Origin of the sequence: Erythrobacter colymbi (assembly GCF_002155685.1) — a bacterium.
GTDB classification, from domain to species: domain Bacteria; phylum Pseudomonadota; class Alphaproteobacteria; order Sphingomonadales; family Sphingomonadaceae; genus Erythrobacter; species Erythrobacter colymbi.
The window spans coordinates 1-17,111 of the sequence record NZ_MUYK01000026.1 but is presented as its reverse complement, the minus strand read 5'-3'; the positions used below and the strand labels follow the sequence as shown (position 1 = coordinate 17,111).

The window sequence follows — 17,111 nt, the reverse complement described above, 5'->3', positions numbered from 1 at the left end:
CAGAGCTGTGCCGCAAGGAAGGCATCGCCCAGAGCCTGTATTACACTTGGTCGAAGGAGTTTATGGAAGCAGGTAAGCGCCGGTTGGCCGGTGATACCGCCCGTGCCGCGACCACTGGCGAGGTGCAGGATCTGCGCCGCGAAGCCCGCGCCCTGAAGGAATGCGTGGCCGACCTGACGCTGGAAAACCGTTTGCTCAAAAAAAGCATGATCGCGGATGGGGGCGACGAAGAATGAGGTATCCCGCATCCGAGAAGCTCGAGATCATCAGGATCGTCGAGCAGTCCCACCTGCCTGCCAAGCGAACGCTGGACCAACTCGGCATCGCCCGGCGGACGTTCTACCGCTGGTATGACCGCTACCTCGCAGGCGGCCCGGAGGCGTTGGCGGATCGGCCATCGGCTCCAGGCCGGGTGTGGAACCGGATCGCGCCCGAGGTGCAGGACCAGATCGTCGAAATGGCGCTGGAGCAGTCCGAGCTGTCACCGCGCGAACTGGCGGTGCGATTTACCGATGAGCGCCAATACTTTGTGTCCGAAGCTACGGTTTACCGCCTGCTCAAGGCCCACGATCTGATCACCAGCCCGGCATACGTCGTGGTGAAAGCGGCTGATGCGTTCCATACCAAGACGACCCGGCCGAACGAGATGTGGCAGACCGATTTTACCTACTTCAAGATCATCGGGTGGGGCTGGATGTATCTCTCCACCGTGCTCGACGACTTCTCGCGCTACATCATCGCCTGGAAGTTGTGCACCAACATGCGGGCCGAGGATGTGACCGACACGCTGGATGTAGCGTTGGTCGCATCCGGATGCGACAGCGCCACGGTGTTGCACAAGCCCCGGCTGCTCAGCGACAATGGTCCCAGCTACATCGCGGGCGAACTGGCTGAATACATCGAGGCCAACAAGATGAGCCACGTGCGCGGCGCCCCGATGCACCCCCAGACCCAGGGCAAGATCGAGCGCTGGCACCAGACCCTTAAAAACCGCATCCTGCTCGAGAACTACTTCCTGCCCGGCGACCTTGAGGCCCAGATCGAGACCTTCGTCGAGCACTACAACCACCGCCGATACCACGAGAGCCTAAACAACGTGACGCCCGCAGACGCCTACTTCGGCAGGGCACCAGCCATCATCAAACAACGCGAAAGGATCAAGCGACAGACCATTGAACATCGGCGCTTGCAACACCGTAAGCTCGCCGCCTAAAACCCAACAACAGACGAGGCCCGCACTCCGCTAATTTACGCCGCGACCTGTGCCAAATGTTCTGACGACGGACATCCTTCGACCAAGTGTAATACAGGCTCTGGGCGATGCCTTCCTTGCGGCACAGCTCTGCGATGCTGTCCTCACCACGCAGGCCGTCCAGCACGATGCGGATCTTTTCTTCGGCAGAGAAATGGCGCCGGGTTGCTCGGCGGATATCCTTGACCACCCGCTCAGCTGGGGCCTTCTTGGGAGGGGATTTTTTCACGGAGGGTTGGGTCTTCATCTTCGTTCCTTCGTCACTACGACGAAGCCCCAACCCTCCTTAAATCACAACCTCAAATCTGTGCCATTGGTGCTGACGGGGGACAGTTCGCCAGACAACGATTTCTCGGACATAAGCGGAACATGGGCTACGCTACACGCTTCAACCGCGCCATTGGCTCGTTGAGTGGGTGGAATTCACCTGCTGGAAGTCGCCTGGCCTGCTCCCAGAGGTAATCGCCGGTCAGACTGATGTGCGCCCAGCCCATCGGAGAAAGGTGCGCAAGCAGTGCCGCATCGAACGTCGTGCCGACAGCGTTGAGGTGCTTGGCGGCGCGGTCGAGATAGACCGTGTTCCAGTAGGAAATCGCCGCGATCAGCAAGTTCAGCCCAGATGCACGAAATTCCTGATTTTCCAGCGAGCGATCGGTGAACCGGCCCTGCCGGTTGGTATAGATGGCGGCGGCAAGCGTGTGCCGCGCTTCGCCTTTGTTGAGACCGGCCTGACAGGCACGGCGCAGTTCCGGTTGTTCGAGCCAATCGAGCGTGAACAAAGTGCGCTCGATACGGCCCAGTTCAGCCAATGCAAAATCCAGCCTGTTCTGGCGTTTGTAGGCGGCAAGCTTTCGCAAGATTACTGACGGCGCCACCGTGCCATCCTTGATTGAGGCGACAATCCTGACGATGTCACCCCAATCAGCCTCGATCGCTGCGGTTTTGATGGTGCGGCCCATCAGGCTTTCGATGCCCTTGTATGTCGATGGCGCAGCGATCGAACCCAGTTTGCGGTCGGCAATATCGCGCAGTCGGGGCGCAAAGCGGAACCCGAGCAGGTGGCAGAGTGCGAAAACATGATCGGTCGCGCCGCCGGTATCGGTATAGTGCTCATGCAACGGAAGGTTGCCAGCGCCCAGGACAAGGCCGTCGAGCACGTAGGGCGCTTCACCTGCCGTCGCGGACATGATCCGTGATCCGAATGATGCGAAGTGATCGGAAAGGTGGGAATAGATTTTCACGCCAGGTTCGGTTCCATATTTGGCATTGACGTCCGCCGCCCCCGAACGGCTCCGCCCCGACCGGAAGAACTGGCCATCGGACGACGAACTGGTGCCAGCACCCCAATGCCGCGCGAAGGGTAACTCGTGGTGGGCTGAGATAATCATGGCCAGTGCGGCCTGATAATTGTCGGGGGAAAGGTACCAGTTGTGGGTCCATGCGAGCTGGGCATAGCTGACGCCTTCGCTGGCATTGGCCATCCTCTCCAGCCCGAGGTTGGTGCCGTCAGCCAGAATTGCGGCGAGTACCGTGCTGGGGTTGTCATGCTCCTTGCCTGAACGCAGGTCACGGAATGCGTTCAAAAAACCAGTGCGTTCGGCGACTTCAAGCAGCAGCTCGGTGATGCGCACGCGGGGAAGCAGGGTATCGAGCTTACGATCGAGGGCTTCAGCTTCCGGTGGGGTGACAGGCGGCATTTTCTGAAGCTTGAGCCGGTCTCGTTCGAGCGACACTCCCTCAAGCTTGTTTGCTTTCAACTGTTTGGCAAATCGGCGCAGCCGCCAGTCAAGATTTCGTGACCGGTCAGCGAGGTAGGACGCAGCATTTGAATCGAACGGAAGCGCATCGGCCACTTTGGCGGCGTCGCGCCGACCCAGCAAATAGGCATCGAAGCACTGATAGTTGCGGGTTCCCTCGATCCATACATCACCGGCGCGCAAACGATCGCGCAAGGTTGCCATGATCGCAATTTCATAACGTCGGCGGTCGATACGGCCGTTTTCGGTGATGAGGCGCTTCCATTGCCGATTGGGGAATGGCAGTGGAACGCCATCGGGAAGGTCGCGCGACTTTCGTGTGTTCGCATCGCGAATGACATCGATGGCTTTGATCAGTGCCGTCCCTGTTCCAGACGCCTTGAAGGTGAAGGCGTCCAGAAATGCCGGGCTGAAACGCCGTAGCGTGGCGTAACGCTCGGTTGCCGTTACCAGTGCGTCCTCGCCGGCAAGATCAGCAAGGGCATCGACTTGGGCCCTTGCCGCAACAAGTCGGTGCCAGCCCACCGCTTCGTCAATCAATTCGAACGGATCGCCGCCATTCTGGACAGCCTCATCAAGTGCTGTGATTGTGGCACCAAACAGCCGCATAAGTTGCCCCACCGACTGAATGCTGTCTTGATAGCGACGTTCGCGCCCACGTCGGGCACGCGTGAACATGCCGCCGATAAGCCGGTCAAACATCTGGACCGCCGCGTCGGCAAGTCTGGCCTCAAGGTCGATCACTGCGGCCGTCAACGTCGCCCGCCTGCGATTGACACTGTAATCCGACAGGAGGAATGCCGGTGCCACGCCGCCTTCGCGGAGAAACTGGGTAAAGCGGAATTCCGGAATGGCGCCCCCAACTGCCGGGTCGACACTTATGCCGCGAACATAGCGCAGGCGCTCAAGCAAGCCATTGATATTGGCCGCAGTCGGGGCTTCTTTGAAATTACGCAACCACGCCAGCGGCGTCATGCCGAAATCCGGGTTGTTGATTACGAGTTCGTCTAGCCGTGTCAGTTCAGCAGAGCTGAGGCCTTCGACGATTGCGGCTGCGGCAGCTTTGCGTGCGCGTGCCCGGCCAGCAAGACCGGCGCGTTCCAGCGTGTCGCCTGACGGAAGAATGAACCGCTCACCCTTCAGGCCAACCATTAGGGCGCGAACAATCGGTTCACCTCTGTCTGTATACTCGGCGGCCTGCGCGGCAAGATTCAGGGCAAGTGCCAGGTCGCCGCGTCGAAACGGGCGTATGCCAAGATAACGCGCCACGAGATCGGCATGATCGGTACGTGTTTGCGCGCGCTGACCATATGCAGAGAAGGAGGAAGGATCGACGAATAACTGTGCCGCGAGGTACTGAAGAATGACGTCGGGAAGCCCGATCTCGGGTTGCAGACCAAAGCCGGGATGTCGCATCAAAGCGATTTGTGCAGCCAGACCGAGGCGATTTGCTGGACCATAGCGGCGCCCAACCAATTCAACATCTTCCGCGGAAAGGGTATAATGCCCAATGATCGCGATTTCCTCGACAGGAGGATCGAACAGGCGCTGTCGCTCGTCTCCGGTCAGAAGTCGGCGCCGTGCCATTTTGCTCTCCCGCTGAGGCGAATAACAAAATTGACACCAAAGCGGCTTGCACTGGAGGGAGGCCATTCGTTGCCGGTTGATCCCCGAGCAATCACCCGGCGCAGCAAGACAGTTTGGCGACATCCTTATCAAACGTTTGGGCCGCCAGTTTGAGGCCTTCCACAGTGGTCAGGTAAGGAAATATCGTTGCACCCAATTCCAGGGTGGTCATGCCATGTTTGATCGCCAGCACCAGTGTCTGGATCGAATCCGCGCCTTCGGGTGCCATGATCTGGCCACCCAGCAAACGGTCGTTTGCCTTGTCGGCAACCAGTTTGATGAGACCCCGCGTATCGCGTGCTGCCAGTGCCCTTGGCACAGCGTCGAGCGGGAGCAGCGAAACCTTGATGTCCAGGCCTTGCGCCCGTGCTGTCGTTTCAGTGAGGCCTGCGCTGGCGACTTGCGGGTCAGTGAAAACGACGGATGGCATGGCGGAATTGTCGTAGCGGTATTGGTTGCCCGTCACCGCGTTGCGCGCGGCCAGTTTTGCGGCATAGGCGGCCATGTAGACGAACTGGTCCCGTCCCGTTACATCGCCCGCCGCGTAAATGCCTGAGACCGACGTTTCGAGGTGGTCATCGACGACGATTCCACCATTACGGGCAAGCACTATGCCGCGCTCCTCCAACCCAAGCCCGTCGCTATTGGGTCGGCGTCCGGTGGCAATCAGCACCTGTTCCGCCGCGACGGTGTCGCGATGCCCCTCGCAGGTCAATTCGACCCCGCTCTGTGTTTGGGCGATACGCTGATAGCCGACACCTGCGCAAACCCGCACGCCCTCGGCTTCCAAATAGTTTTTTAGCGCGGCACTCACTTCCGGGTCCATTTCGGGAAGCAGGCGGCTTCGGCAGCAGATGGTGACATCAACGCCCAGACGCGAAAACATCTGTCCCAGTTCAACCCCAATCACCCCGCCACCGATCACCAGCAGCGATTTGGGCAGGCGATCCAGCGCTAGCGCCGATGTGCTGGTTAGGTAGGGCACGCTGTCCATCCCCGGAATCGGCGGCACGGCGGCGTGCGCACCCATCGCCAATATGACCTTGCCGACTTTTATCGGCACATCGTCAACGATCAGCGCACCGTCTGCGAAGCGTGCCTTGCCCTCGATATAGCTTACCCCGGAATAGGCGGGCAGAAGATCGACATATTTTTTCTGGCGCAGCGTGCTGACCAATTCATCCTTTGATGCCGCGAGCTGCGCCCAATCGCCTAGTTGAATGTTACCGCCAAGGCCGGGAAAGCGCGTGGCGGCTCGCCCACCGTGCACCGCCTCGGCGGCACGGATCAGCGTCTTGGACGGAACGCAGCCGACATTGACGCAGGTGCCGCCAATCGTGCCATGGCCGATCAGCGCGACTTTCGCCCCGAGTTCGGCGGCGGTGATCGCGGCGGAAAAACCCGCCGAGCCCGCACCGACGACGGCCACGTCATATCCATCCCGCCCAGGGCGGTTGCAACAATCGTTCATTGGATACAGCTTTCTTCAGGCGCGACGGGCGCCGTCATTCAGTTTTGAATAGCGCGCGCCGTATAACCCGCATTGGTCGACGCAGCGGCAATCGCAGCAGCATTCGCGCGGCGAGGATCATATGTTACGCGCGCGGTCTTGGCGGCGAAATCAACCGTCACCGCGCTGACACCTGCCACGCCTTCCATCGCCTTCTTCACGGTGATCGGGCAGGTGGCGCAGGTCATGTTTTCGATGGCAAAGGTGGCTTGCCTCTGAGCGGTTGCGGTGGCCGCAGGGCGATCCTGTGCTGAATTGTCAAGTGCTAGGGCGACCCCGCCACCGGCGGTTGCCAGCACGGCCAGCCCAATGAGTATAGTCTTCTTCATGGGTGTACCCTTTCAATAAAACCAAGGTGCCCACCAGTCGATGGTGAGCGCGAGGATGACGATGGCGAGACCCAGCCACAGCACCGCTTTGGTAGTGCGGGCCGATTGCGGACGAGCGCAATATGAGCCGTCCTCACAGGGTGGGTTCGGCTTGAAATAGACATGCCAGAAGCCGTAGCCGAGCAGAGCCAGCGTCACCGCCGCGACATAAGGCTTGTAAGGTTCGAGCGCGGTCAGGTTGGCGATCCACGCGCCGGATATGCCAAGCGTAACGAACAGGAGCGGCACGACGCAGCAGGCGGAGGCCAGCCCCGCGCCGATCAGCGCGCCCGTGGCGACCCAGTTCGCCCGCTTCGGCTCGTCGTTTTCAGTGAGGGCTGACTGTCCTGATTCAGGCGCTGAGGCCATGCCGCAAATCCTTTCTTCCGCCTTCGTGATTCGCAGTGTAGCCTCTGTAGTAGGTACAGACTCAAGAGGTTTTTCATGCAGCCACAATCTGGCATTTTACGCGCTCAGCTTGCCCGGAGGACCGGCTGCAATCTCGAAACCGTCCGCTATTACGAGAAGGTCGGATTGCTGCCAGCACCGGCGCGCAACGCCAATGGCTACCGGGTCTATTCGCCGGAACTGGTGCAAAGGTTGCAGTTCATCCTGCGCGCCCGCGATCTGAGCTTTGCGATGGATGAGATTCGGTCTTTGTTGTCGCTGACCGACGTTGGAGCGCAAACGTGCGCAGAGGTGATGGGGAGAACCCAAGCACACCTTGACGATGTCCGTCGCCGTATTGCCGATTTGCAGAAGATAGAGGCGGCGCTGGCGACAACATTAGACAAATGCACCGGCGACGACGTTGCCGAATGTCCTATTTTGGACGCACTTCAGTTTTCGTCCGTATAGGACAAGTGAGGCCGCTATTTTTGCGGGATTTGATCTTCTGTCGTCAATCTGGAGTATAGCCTAACCGGACGTCAGGATGCAGCGGCGGTTTCTGTCAGGATAGGGTTATGGCAAGCATTTATTGACGCATGTTCCGCCGTGTCATAGAATTCAACCTGACATTTTGACCGGAGGCGGCGATGAAAGGCCAGAGGATCGGTTACGTCCGGGTGAGCACATTCGATCAGAATGTCGATCGCCAGTTGGACGGGCAGTCGCTCGACCGGATTTTCACCGACAAGGCATCGGGCAAGGACATCAACCGCCCCGAACTCGATGCCATGCTCGCCTTCGCCCGCGAGGGTGACACCGTCGTGGTCCACAGCATGGATCGATTGGCGCGTAATCTCGACGATCTGCGCAAACTGGTTCAGTCCCTCACCAAAAGAGGCGTCCGGATCGAGTTCGTGAAGGAAAGCCTGGCCTTCTCGGGCGAGGATTCCCCGATGGCCAACCTGATGCTCTCGGTCATGGGTGCGTTCGCCGAATTCGAGCGCGCCCTGATCCGGGAGCGGCAGCGCGAAGGCATTGCGGTCGCCAGACAACGCGGTGCTTATCGCGGGCGGAAACGTTCCCTCTCCGACGAAATGGTCGCCGAGCTGCACCGCCGTGTTGATGACGGCGAGCGCAAGGCCGTCATCGCCCGTGACCTGGGGATCAGTCGCGAAACCCTCTACCAGTATCTCCGCGCTGCCACCTGAGCCGGTTTCACCCAGCCTCGCTCACCCTTAGGCTTGTCTGATTGATACGACCAATGTCACGTCTCTTGAATTGCTTGAATCATATCAATGAGGATTGGAGGTCTCCTTCGTCAAACGAATGGCAAGAGCGCGACCGATTGCCGCTGCGGCGACTGGCTGGACGGCGCTTGGCGGAAATGGTGCAACCGAACTAGCATTGATCTCGCAAAGCGCATAGGAGCCATCGCTGATGGCTTCACCAGGGTGAAATAGGAAGTCGGCGTCCCAAAGAAGCGGAAGATCGTGGTCGGCGATCGACAGCAACCTTTGCATCTCTGGAATCCAGCGATCCTCCATCGCTTTCCGTAAGGCTGCGAAGCGCGTCACCTCCGGTCCGAACATGGCGCGGCCCATCGGCTGTGGGGTTGACGACGTTGTATCAATGGCCGTTGGCGTCATCAGCGCAGTGATCAGGTTGTGCCCAAAGCCAACCACTCGGTGCCCGCACACGTAGCAGCGGACCATGCCCTCGGACGACTGCGGCTGATAAGCCTGATCGATCAGCACGCCGCCGTCGTTTAGAAACGGCACCCACCTTTCCAAGCACTCGGCTAGGCTGATGCGCTCCGATTTGCTTCCTTGGCGGGCCTCTTGAACTTTCACCGACGTTTTCAAAGCCGGAGCGTTTCCCGCTTCGTCTAGTTGGACACGCCATACATTCCTGCCGCCGTTGCCGTAGTTCGGCTTCAGCACGCGCGGGCCTGCGGCAAGATGTTCGGGGAAACGAGCGCGAAGGCCTTCAGCGTCCACGTATCGATCGACATCGCTGCCCCATTCCATGGATCGCGTTGTGTAGAGCACTTCCTTGACGCCGATTTTGGCGATCACGTCAGGATGCGCGCTGACGACAACGCCGCACGCCGCGACTTCGCGCAGCATCGGGTCGAGCACCGAGCGGTCGCCTGAAATGTCCAACGGATTCACCCAGACCAGCACCGCGTCGAACGACAGCAACTCGTCACGAATGTCGCGAACCGCTTCGTCTCTGTACAGTACAGGCCTTGTGGTCGCCCCGAACGACCGCAAGGCTTGAACGATCGGCCACTGCCGAGCTTCATGAAAGCGATGCGTCCACTCGGCCGCTTGTCCGCGCCAAAGAAGAGCGATGTTCGGGCCGGATGTCACTGTTGCATCTCCCATCGGACCTGCCCCCTTTGTGGTCGCCAACTCAGGTGTCGCGCAGAAGTGGGTGTTGATCCTCGGCGGACGGGTCAGCCGCCGCCGCGCAAAGCCGCGGCATAGCGGCGGTCGACCACTTCCCAGTCGATGTTGCGGAAGAAGGCGTCGACGTATTTGGCGGCGGCGGTGCCGTAATCCATGTGAAAACTATGCTCGTACATATCGAGCGCCAGCAGCGGCACGCCGGCGATTGCGCCGTGCATATGATCCCACGCCCAATGGTTGTGCAGCGAGCGGGTGTGGAGATTGTAGACGAGCACGCACCAACCTGATCCGCCGGCAAGACTCATGCCGGTGCGGCGGAAGTCGGTCTCCCAGCGGTCGAACGAGCCGAACGCCGCGCCCAGCGCGTCGCGGATCGAGCCGGCTGCTTGACCGTTGCCGCCCAGCCCGTCGAAATAGATTTCATGGAGCACGACCGAGCCGGTGCGGTGCAGCTCCTCGCGCTTGAGGCCGCCATAGACCACCGGCGGTAGGTCCGGGTCAGCGAGCGCGGCGGCAAGGCGTGTTTCGATCATATTCAACGCCTTGACCGAGCCGGCATAATTGTTCTCGTGGTGCGATGTGATCAGCCTTTCGGAGAGGCCGTGGAGCCTGGCGGGATCGAACCTGAGCGGCTTGATCTGATGATTGCCGGCGAATGCGAGGACATTCGTCGGCGCTGCGGTCGGCGTCTGCGCCGAGGCTTCGTTCATAGTCATGGCTGCGGCTCCAATGCCAAGAGTTGCGATTGCACTGCGTCGGGAAAATTGGTCGATCGTCACACGTCACTCCCTTCAGATGATCATTACATATGCGGCCCCGAGGACGGAGCAGACGCCGAGCACCGGCAGCATGCCGGCCTTGAACCGGAACATGGCGAGGATCGCACCCACCGCCAGCGCTAACGCGGGCCAGTCGACGGACGTCAGGACTGGGAGATCGATGGCGCCGGCCGCGAACGGCACTTCGCGGACTTGCCCGAACAAGGTGTGAATCCCGAACCAGACTGCCAGATTGAGAATGACACCCACCACTGCGGCGGTGATCGCCGAAAGCGCGGCCGACAATGCGCGGTTGCCGCGCAGGCGTTCGATGAACGGCGCGCCGGCGAAGATCCACAGGAAGCAGGGCAGGAAAGTGACCCAGGTGGTGAGAATCGCGCCCAACGTCGCGGCGATGAGCGGCGGCAGTCCGGTGGCCTCGCGGAAGGCTGCCAGAAAGCCGACGAACTGCGTCACCATGATCAGCGGCCCGGGCGTGGTCTCGGCCATGCCGAGCCCGTCGAGCATCTCGCCGGGCTGGAGCCAGCCATAGGTCTCGACTGCCTCCTGCGCGACATAGGCGAGCACCGCATAGGCGCCGCCGAAGGTCACCACCGCCATCTGGCTGAAGAAGGTGGCGATGCGGCTGAACACGTCGTCGGGGCCGAACGCGAACAGCAGCGCTGCGACCGGCCCGAGCCAGAGCAGCAGCAGGACGCCGGAGATGCGCAGCGACCAAGAGAGGTTCGGCCGGGCATGGTCGGGAAGGCCCTCGCCAAGAGCGGTGTCGCGGTCGTGGACTATCTCAGCGCCGGCGGGACCATGTCCGCCGCCGCCCTTGAATGCGGCGTAACCAGCGCGGCCACCGAAGAAGCCGATCAGCGCGGCGGCAAGCACGATCAGCGGGAAGGGCACGTCGAGCACGAAGATCGCGACGAACGCCAGCGCGGCAAAACCGCGCATGACGTTGTTCTTCAAGGCACGCGAACCCACCCGGACCACCGCCTGTAGCACCACCGCCAGCACGGCGGCCTTCAATCCGAAGAACAATCCCTCGACCAGCGGCACTTCGCCGAGCAGCACATAGACATAGCTGAGCCCTAAAATCGCGAGGAAGCCGGGCAGCACGAATAGCGCGCCCGCGACCAGGCCGCCCTTGGTCTTATGGAGCAACCAGCCAATATAGACAGCTAGCTGTTGCGCTTCAGGGCCGGGCAGCAGCATGCAATAGTTGAGCGCGTGGAGGAACCGCTCCTCGCCGATCCAGCGCTTCTCCTCGACCAGGATGCGATGCATCACCGCTATCTGGCCCGCCGGTCCGCCGAAGCTGAGCAGCGCGACCCTGATCCAGACGCGCACCGCCTCGCCAAAGCTGATGCCGTGCTCGTGCAGCGTCTCGACTGCGATTTCAGCGCGTGCGCTGGCCTCCATCTTTAGTCCTCTTTTCGCCGGGTGAAGTGAGCATAGAATCCGTCGAGCGCGGTCGATCCGCGCGCGATCCGCTCCTCGTCGTCGTCGGTGCCGGCACAGATGCCGGCGATAAGCGCGCTCACTCCCGGAGTTTCCGGGCGCTCGAACCGAGCATCGGCAATATCAAGGTCGTGAACAATTTCGCCGAGCGCCCGCAGCGCGGGGTCGGTCTCGAGACCGGTGCGGAACACCAAGGTCTCGAAGGAGCAGCGGTCGCCTTCGTGGGTGAACTCAGCGTCCGCCATGTCGAACCTCAGTTCGTCAGGCTCCGGCACATATCCTTTGCCCTCGACGAACTTGAAGCTCGCCTCGGGGTCGATGAAGCGGCGAATGAGCCAGGCGGACGCGATGCGATCGACATGGACATGGCGGCGCGTCACCCAAACGCGGCGCTTTAGCTCCGCCGGGGTCAGCTCGGGCGCACTGGGGCCGCTCACATCGGGATGTTGGTGAGAGCGGCGGTCCGCCTCGGTGATGGCGGCCTGTGCCGCCTGCCGACCATGCGCACCGAAAAAGTCGATCGCGGCGACCTCGTTCAGGCGTTTGCGCAGGCGGCCCACATCCGCCGCCGCGACATACTCGCCCTCACACAGCGCGCGCGCCTCGCGTGCCAACTCCTCATAGTCGGCGTCACGCGCAGCGTCGAACACTCCGCGCAGCTCCGCATCGCCCATGCCGCCGACAAGGCGCGCTTCGAGGATCAGCGCCTCGCCGCCATTTTCGGTGATCTCGCGATGCAGTTCTTCGAACAGCGCGCGCGTGTCCTCGCGATTGGGGAGCGCATGGACGGCGTTCTTGAGCGGCGCGGCCCCGATCGCCTGCAAACGCCGCCAGACCTTCACCCGCAAATAGGCAGGCTTAGCCGGAAGCTGCGGGATCAGGAGCAACCAAGGGGAAGCTTGTGTGTTTGTCATAGTTGTATCGTCACTAGCCTACAAGTGTAAGGGTTGCATCACAAGCCTCATGAGCATAGGACTGCTTATCCCGAAGAAAGAAACCGGAGCGCAATGTCGCGGCTCGCCGGCGGCGCGCTCGCATGACGTGAGGCTTTCCGTGTCGAGTGCGCTGATGAAGGATCAATTATGCTGAAAAAGACCATCGCCTTGGGATTCGCCAGCCTCCTGCTGGCAAGCCCGGCATGGGCAGCGCCGGACTGGTCGGCTGTCGACCGGGCGATAGGACGAGCGGGGGCCGAACAGCCGGGGGGCGTTTACCGCTACAGCTTCCCGCGTTCGGACCTGAGCGTCACGCTGGATGGGGTGACGATCAAGCCCTCCCTCGCGCTCGGTTCCTGGGCGGCGTTTCAGCCGATGGGCGACGAGGCGATGGTGATGGGCGATCTCGTGCTGACCCACGACGAGGTGAACCCCGTTTTGAGCCGCCTGCTCGCAAGCGGTTTTACGATCACCGCGCTCCACAATCACCTGCTCCGCTCTTCGCCTGCGACCATGTACATGCACATTGCCGGCCACGGCGACCCGGTGAAGCTCGCGGCCGCGCTCCGGCAAGCGCTATCAGCCAGTCGGACCCCGCTCGCCGCGCCGCAATCGCCTTCGGCCAGCGCAGCCGCATCGCGGCTCGACCTCGATGTGGCCGCGCTCAACCGGTTGATGGGCGGTGAGGGCAAGACGGCCGGTGGCATCCTCCAATACAGCTTTCCGCGCGCCGAGCGGCTGATGGACGGCGATATGGAGACTCCGCCGACGATGGGCACGGCGACCGCGATCAACTTTCAGCCAACCGGGGACGGCCGAGCCGCCATCACCGGCGATTTCGTACTTGTCGCAAACGAGGTCGATCCGGTCCTGCGCGTGCTGCGGACGAACGGGATCGAGGTCACGGCGCTGCATAATCATATGCTAAACGACGAGCCGCGGCTGTTCTTCATGCACTTCTGGGCCAACGACGACGCAGCCAAGCTCGCCCGTGGGCTGCGCGCGGCGCTCGACAGGATGAACAATCAGAGGAGTTGAACTCGGACGACGGCTCATTGGGCCGTAACCGCCGCCCGCCCGACCCCACGGCCCTTATGCAGGAAGTGGAATGGAACATGGCTAGCAAACGAACTCTCACTGTTGTCGCAGGCGTGGGCGCGGCCGCGCTGGCGATCGCGGGCGTGGCGATCGCGCAAAACCACGAGGCGAACGAAAACCGGATAATCGGCAAGCACAGCGAACGAGACATCCCGCTTGCTCAGGTGCCCGAGGCCGCGATGAACGCGGCACGCGCGCAACTCGCGTCAATAAGCAAAGCGGAGCAAGTCACCCGAAAGGCGGACGGAAGCACGCTCTATGAAATCAAGGGCAAGAACAGCGACGGAAAGACGATCGAACTGTTCGTCACGCCCGAAGGCCAGGTGCTCGGCCGCGAATGATGGATCAGCACGGGGCGCCGGCCGTCGAGGGCCGTGCGCCCCTTCCGAAATGATACTGCGGAATAGGAGACGAAAATGCGGCCAAGACGATGGATATTGTTATGCGCCGCTTTGGCCGCCCTGCCTGATAGTGCGATCGGCCAAACCGAACCCGCGTCGGCGACGGGCTCGGCGTTGTTCGTAAGCTGTCAAGCGAATGAGCCGCGATGCGGCGCTTACCTCCAAGGCGTGCTCGACATGATGATCGTCGCGCGAAAAGCGGAATGCCGCGCTCCACGCTATGACCGATCGGCGCTGCGCGCGGCATATTTACGCTGGGCGGAGCAGAATAGCTATTTTATGAGTGTTCATATGGTGGCCGGAGCTGAACGCTCGTTAGCGAAGGCTTGGCCATGTCAGTAGCATCGTACCCCGCGGCGTAGCCTGCCCGGCGGCTGCCTTTGAGGGCAGGCGGAGCGTCCGCCTGGCGGTGAATTCCGCCAGCTCAACGATCCCATGTCGCGCCTCAAGCTCGCTAATTAGCCGATGTTCGCATTATGTCTGCCAAATCGTTGTCTGGCGCACAAACCTTGAGGTGACGCCAGGTGGCGGCGACCCGACTGTTGAGGTCGATGGCCATGGCCGCCAACAGAGTATCCATCCGGCGGGGGCCGCCTTGTCTGGGTAGGTATTGAGCGCTCTTTAGCGTGCTCTTGTGAGCGCGCTTAGGAGTGGTCGATGGGTCAGGTGACGGTGTTTTCGGGGCCAGAGCGGCGCCGACGGTGGAGCGAGGAAGAGCGGCTGCGGATCCTGTCCGAGGCTTTCGCGCCGAGCGCCTGCGTTGCCGAGGTGTGCCGACGGCACGATATTTCATCGGCGCTGATCTACACGTGGCGGCGCAAGCTGCGCGAGGCAGATGCGGCGCAGGAGGCCAGCGCGGCCGAGGCGTTGCCAGCGCCGGTGTTTGCCGAAGCTGTGCTGGACGAGGATGCGGTGGCAGTCAGCGCTGCCGAGCACCCCGCGATGATCATCGACCTGCCACGCGGGAAGCGGCTGAGCATTTATCCCGCGGCGTCGCCAGCGCTGGTTGCGGCTGCCCTGAAGGCGCTGCGGTGATCCCTCCCGGCGCCCGTGTGTGGATCGCGCTCGGCCACACGGATATGAGGAAGGGCATGCAGGGCCTGGCGCTGCTGGTCCAGCAAGGGCTCAAGCGTAATCCGCATTGCGGCGATCTGTTCGTATTCCGCGGCCGCGCAGGCTCGCTGGTCAAGATCATCTGGCACGACGGGATCGGCATGTCGCTTTACGCCAAGCGGCTCGAGAAGGGGCGGTTCATATGGCCTGCAGCGAGTGAGGGAACGGTGTCGCTGACCCCCTCGCAGCTGGCCTGCCTGCTGGAGGGGATCGACTGGCGCAACCCGCAGTATACGTGGCGGCCGCAGAGCGCAGGATAACCGGCAGATGCGGGCATTTTGGCCTTGCAGCAGAGGGTGGATGATGATTCACTCTCCTCCATGGAAGCCGTCATTTCGCCCCTTCCGGACGATGTCGAAGCGCTCAAGGCGCTGCTGGTTTCCGCGCTCCAGAAGGCTGACGAAGCAGAGGCCAAGCTCGCCAACGCCCATGCCCGCGAGAGCGCCATCGAGGCGCTGATCGCGCACCTCAAGCTGCAGATCGCCAAGTTGAAGCGCGAGCAGTATGGCCCCAGCGCCGAGCGTAGCCGCCGCCTGCTCGACCAGATGGAGCTGCAACTCGAAGAGCTCGAGGCTGACGCGGCCGAAGACGACCTGATCGCCGAGGCGGCGGCGGCTAAGACCACCACGGTCACCGCCTTCGAGCGCAAGCGGCCCGCAAGGAAGCCGTTCCCCGAGCACCTGCCGCGCGAGCGTGTCGTGGTGCCTGCGCCCTGTTCCTGCCCGGCCTGCGGCGGCGGTCGGCTCTCCAAGCTTGGCGAGGACGTCACCGAGACGCTCGAGGTGATCCCGCGCTCGTGGAAGGTGATCCAGACGGTGCGCGAGAAGTTTGCGTGCCGGGACTGCGAGAAGATCGCGCAGGCGCCGGCACCGTTCCACGTGGTTCCGCGCGGGTGGGCGGGCCCCAGCTTCCTCGCCATGCTCCTGTTCGAGAAGTATGGGCAGCATCAGCCCCTCAACCGTCAGGCCGAGCGGTTCGCCCGCGAAGGCGTGCCGCTCAGCCTCTCGACCCTTGCCGATCAGGTTGGCGCTGCGGCGCACGCGCTGATGCCGATCTACAAGCTCATCGAGGCGCACGTTCTCGCCGCAACCCGTATCCACGGCGACGATACGACGGTGCCGGTCATGGCCAGAGGCAAGACCGATACGGCCCGATTATGGGTCTACGTCCGCGATGATCGCCCCTTTGCTGGGGCCGATCCACCCGCCGCTCTGTTCCACTACTCGCGCGACCGGCGCGGCGAGCACCCGCAAGCTCATCTCGCGCCATGGTCCGGCATCCTGCAGGCCGATGCCTATAGCGGCTACAACGAGCTCTACCGCGAAGGACGCAACCCCGGTCCCGTGCTCGAGGCGGGCTGCTTTGCCCATGCCAGGCGCAAGTTCTTCGAGCTCGCCGATGTCGTCAGCTCGGCCCGCAAGAAGAGCCGCGGCCAGCGCAGCAGCATGGTCTATCCGATCGCGCTGGAAGCCGTGCAACGTCTCGATGCCCTGTTCGACATCGAGCGCGGCATCAACGGCAAGAGCCCCGCCGAGCGGCTTGCCACCCGCCAGGAACTCAGCGCGCAGCTGATGGCCGACCTGCACGCTTGGCTCACCGAGCAGGTCGCCAAGCTGTCGCGCGGCCATGATCTGACCAAGGCCTGCCTCTACATGCTGAAGCGCTGGGATGCGTTCACCCGGTTCCTCGACAATGGGCGCATCTGCTTGACGAACAACGCTGCCGAACGCGCCCTTCGCTGCATCCCGCTCGGTCGCAAGGCATGGCTGTTCTGCGGATCTGATCGCGGCGGCCAGCGTGCCGCCATCATCTACACCCTGATCCAGACCGCGAAGCTCAACGATGTCGATCCGCAGGCTTGGCTCGCCGATGTCTTCGCCCGCATTGCGGACCACCCCGCCACCCGGCTCGATCAGTTGCTGCCTTGGAACTGGGCGCCGCTCCCCGACGCAATCGCCGCCTAACCTCTCTTATTCATGAGGGTGCGTTTGCAGGCTACCCGGCGCCGGCGGTGCCGCTGGC

General features: G+C 62.2%; 16 protein-coding genes and 2 pseudogenes. 9 read left to right on the top strand and 9 right to left on the bottom strand.

Going from position 1 to position 17,111, the window contains the following annotated elements; all coding sequences use genetic code 11:
- Positions 1-1,213 (top strand): annotated as a pseudogene (locus BZF57_RS19230) (IS3 family transposase); the annotation flags it as partial.
- Positions 1,214-1,286: 73 nt separating this feature from the next.
- On the opposite strand, the pseudogene BZF57_RS21005 reads toward BZF57_RS19230, so the two are convergent.
- The 5 genes and pseudogenes from BZF57_RS21005 to BZF57_RS19205 all read right to left on the bottom strand — a co-directional run.
- Positions 1,287-1,499 (bottom strand): annotated as a pseudogene (locus tag BZF57_RS21005) (transposase); the annotation flags it as partial.
- A gap of 127 nt (positions 1,500-1,626) precedes the next feature.
- On the bottom strand, positions 1,627-4,596 hold the full coding sequence (locus tag BZF57_RS19220) for a Tn3 family transposase (protein WP_086740885.1): 2,970 nt from the start codon (positions 4,594-4,596) through the stop codon (positions 1,627-1,629).
- Between the two features lie 91 nt (positions 4,597-4,687).
- Entirely contained in the window at positions 4,688-6,064 is a 1,377-nt protein-coding gene (gene merA, locus BZF57_RS19215; RefSeq protein WP_037505046.1) for a mercury(II) reductase, read from the bottom strand.
- 80 nt (positions 6,065-6,144) lie between these two features.
- Positions 6,145-6,474: a heavy-metal-associated domain-containing protein gene (locus BZF57_RS19210; RefSeq protein WP_081096816.1), complete on the bottom strand. Its 330-nt coding sequence runs from the start codon at positions 6,472-6,474 to the stop codon at positions 6,145-6,147.
- Positions 6,475-6,486: 12 nt separating this feature from the next.
- Entirely contained in the window at positions 6,487-6,882 is a 396-nt protein-coding gene (locus BZF57_RS19205; RefSeq protein WP_007015440.1) for a mercuric transporter MerT family protein, read from the bottom strand.
- A gap of 75 nt (positions 6,883-6,957) precedes the next feature.
- Here BZF57_RS19205 and BZF57_RS19200 point away from each other — a divergent pair, with 75 nt between their 5' ends.
- Positions 6,958-7,371 (top strand): MerR family transcriptional regulator, encoded by a 414-nt coding sequence (locus BZF57_RS19200; RefSeq protein WP_007015439.1) that lies wholly within the window; start codon positions 6,958-6,960, stop codon positions 7,369-7,371.
- Between the two features lie 179 nt (positions 7,372-7,550).
- On the top strand, positions 7,551-8,111 hold the full coding sequence (locus BZF57_RS19195) for a recombinase family protein (RefSeq protein ID WP_017184234.1): 561 nt from the start codon (positions 7,551-7,553) through the stop codon (positions 8,109-8,111).
- An 84-nt stretch (positions 8,112-8,195) separates the two neighbouring features.
- Here the strand turns inward: BZF57_RS19195 and BZF57_RS19190 are convergent, their stop codons facing one another.
- From BZF57_RS19190 to BZF57_RS19175, 4 genes are all read right to left on the bottom strand, one after another.
- Positions 8,196-9,290: a Cj0069 family protein gene (locus BZF57_RS19190; RefSeq protein ID WP_143738590.1), complete on the bottom strand. Its 1,095-nt coding sequence runs from the start codon at positions 9,288-9,290 to the stop codon at positions 8,196-8,198.
- Positions 9,291-9,361: 71 nt separating this feature from the next.
- Positions 9,362-10,093, bottom strand: a complete 732-nt coding sequence (locus tag BZF57_RS19185; protein ID WP_039330857.1) for a Fe-Mn family superoxide dismutase — start codon at positions 10,091-10,093, stop codon at positions 9,362-9,364.
- Between the two features lie 12 nt (positions 10,094-10,105).
- Positions 10,106-11,503: a chromate efflux transporter gene (chrA, locus tag BZF57_RS19180; RefSeq protein WP_062342956.1), complete on the bottom strand. Its 1,398-nt coding sequence runs from the start codon at positions 11,501-11,503 to the stop codon at positions 10,106-10,108.
- Between the two features lie 2 nt (positions 11,504-11,505).
- Entirely contained in the window at positions 11,506-12,429 is a 924-nt protein-coding gene (locus tag BZF57_RS19175) for a chromate resistance protein ChrB domain-containing protein (protein ID WP_062342958.1), read from the bottom strand.
- 195 nt (positions 12,430-12,624) lie between these two features.
- Here BZF57_RS19175 and BZF57_RS19170 point away from each other — a divergent pair, with 195 nt between their 5' ends.
- The 6 genes from BZF57_RS19170 to tnpC all read left to right on the top strand — a co-directional run bounded on the left by BZF57_RS19170 (position 12,625) and on the right by tnpC (position 17,053).
- On the top strand, positions 12,625-13,515 hold the full coding sequence (locus BZF57_RS19170) for a DUF1259 domain-containing protein (RefSeq protein WP_066659794.1): 891 nt from the start codon (positions 12,625-12,627) through the stop codon (positions 13,513-13,515).
- Positions 13,512-13,916, top strand: a complete 405-nt coding sequence (locus BZF57_RS19165) for a PepSY domain-containing protein (protein WP_228165648.1) — start codon at positions 13,512-13,514, stop codon at positions 13,914-13,916. Before BZF57_RS19170 ends, BZF57_RS19165 begins: the two co-directional genes overlap by 4 nt.
- Positions 13,917-13,991: 75 nt before the next feature.
- Complete coding sequence (locus BZF57_RS21820; protein WP_223178489.1) at positions 13,992-14,318, top strand: Rap1a/Tai family immunity protein; 327 nt, start codon at positions 13,992-13,994, stop codon at positions 14,316-14,318.
- 315 nt (positions 14,319-14,633) lie between these two features.
- Positions 14,634-15,011: an IS66-like element accessory protein TnpA gene (gene tnpA, locus BZF57_RS19160; RefSeq protein ID WP_072678280.1), complete on the top strand. Its 378-nt coding sequence runs from the start codon at positions 14,634-14,636 to the stop codon at positions 15,009-15,011.
- A complete protein-coding gene (tnpB, locus tag BZF57_RS19155; protein ID WP_240506054.1) occupies positions 15,008-15,349 on the top strand; it encodes an IS66 family insertion sequence element accessory protein TnpB in 342 nt (113 codons plus the stop codon). Before tnpA ends, tnpB begins: the two co-directional genes overlap by 4 nt.
- Positions 15,350-15,409: 60 nt before the next feature.
- Positions 15,410-17,053 carry an IS66 family transposase gene (gene tnpC, locus BZF57_RS19150; protein WP_086740883.1) on the top strand — a complete coding sequence of 548 codons (1,644 nt, stop codon included), beginning with the start codon at positions 15,410-15,412 and terminating at the stop codon, positions 17,051-17,053.
- The last annotated feature ends 58 nt before the right edge of the window (positions 17,054-17,111 follow it).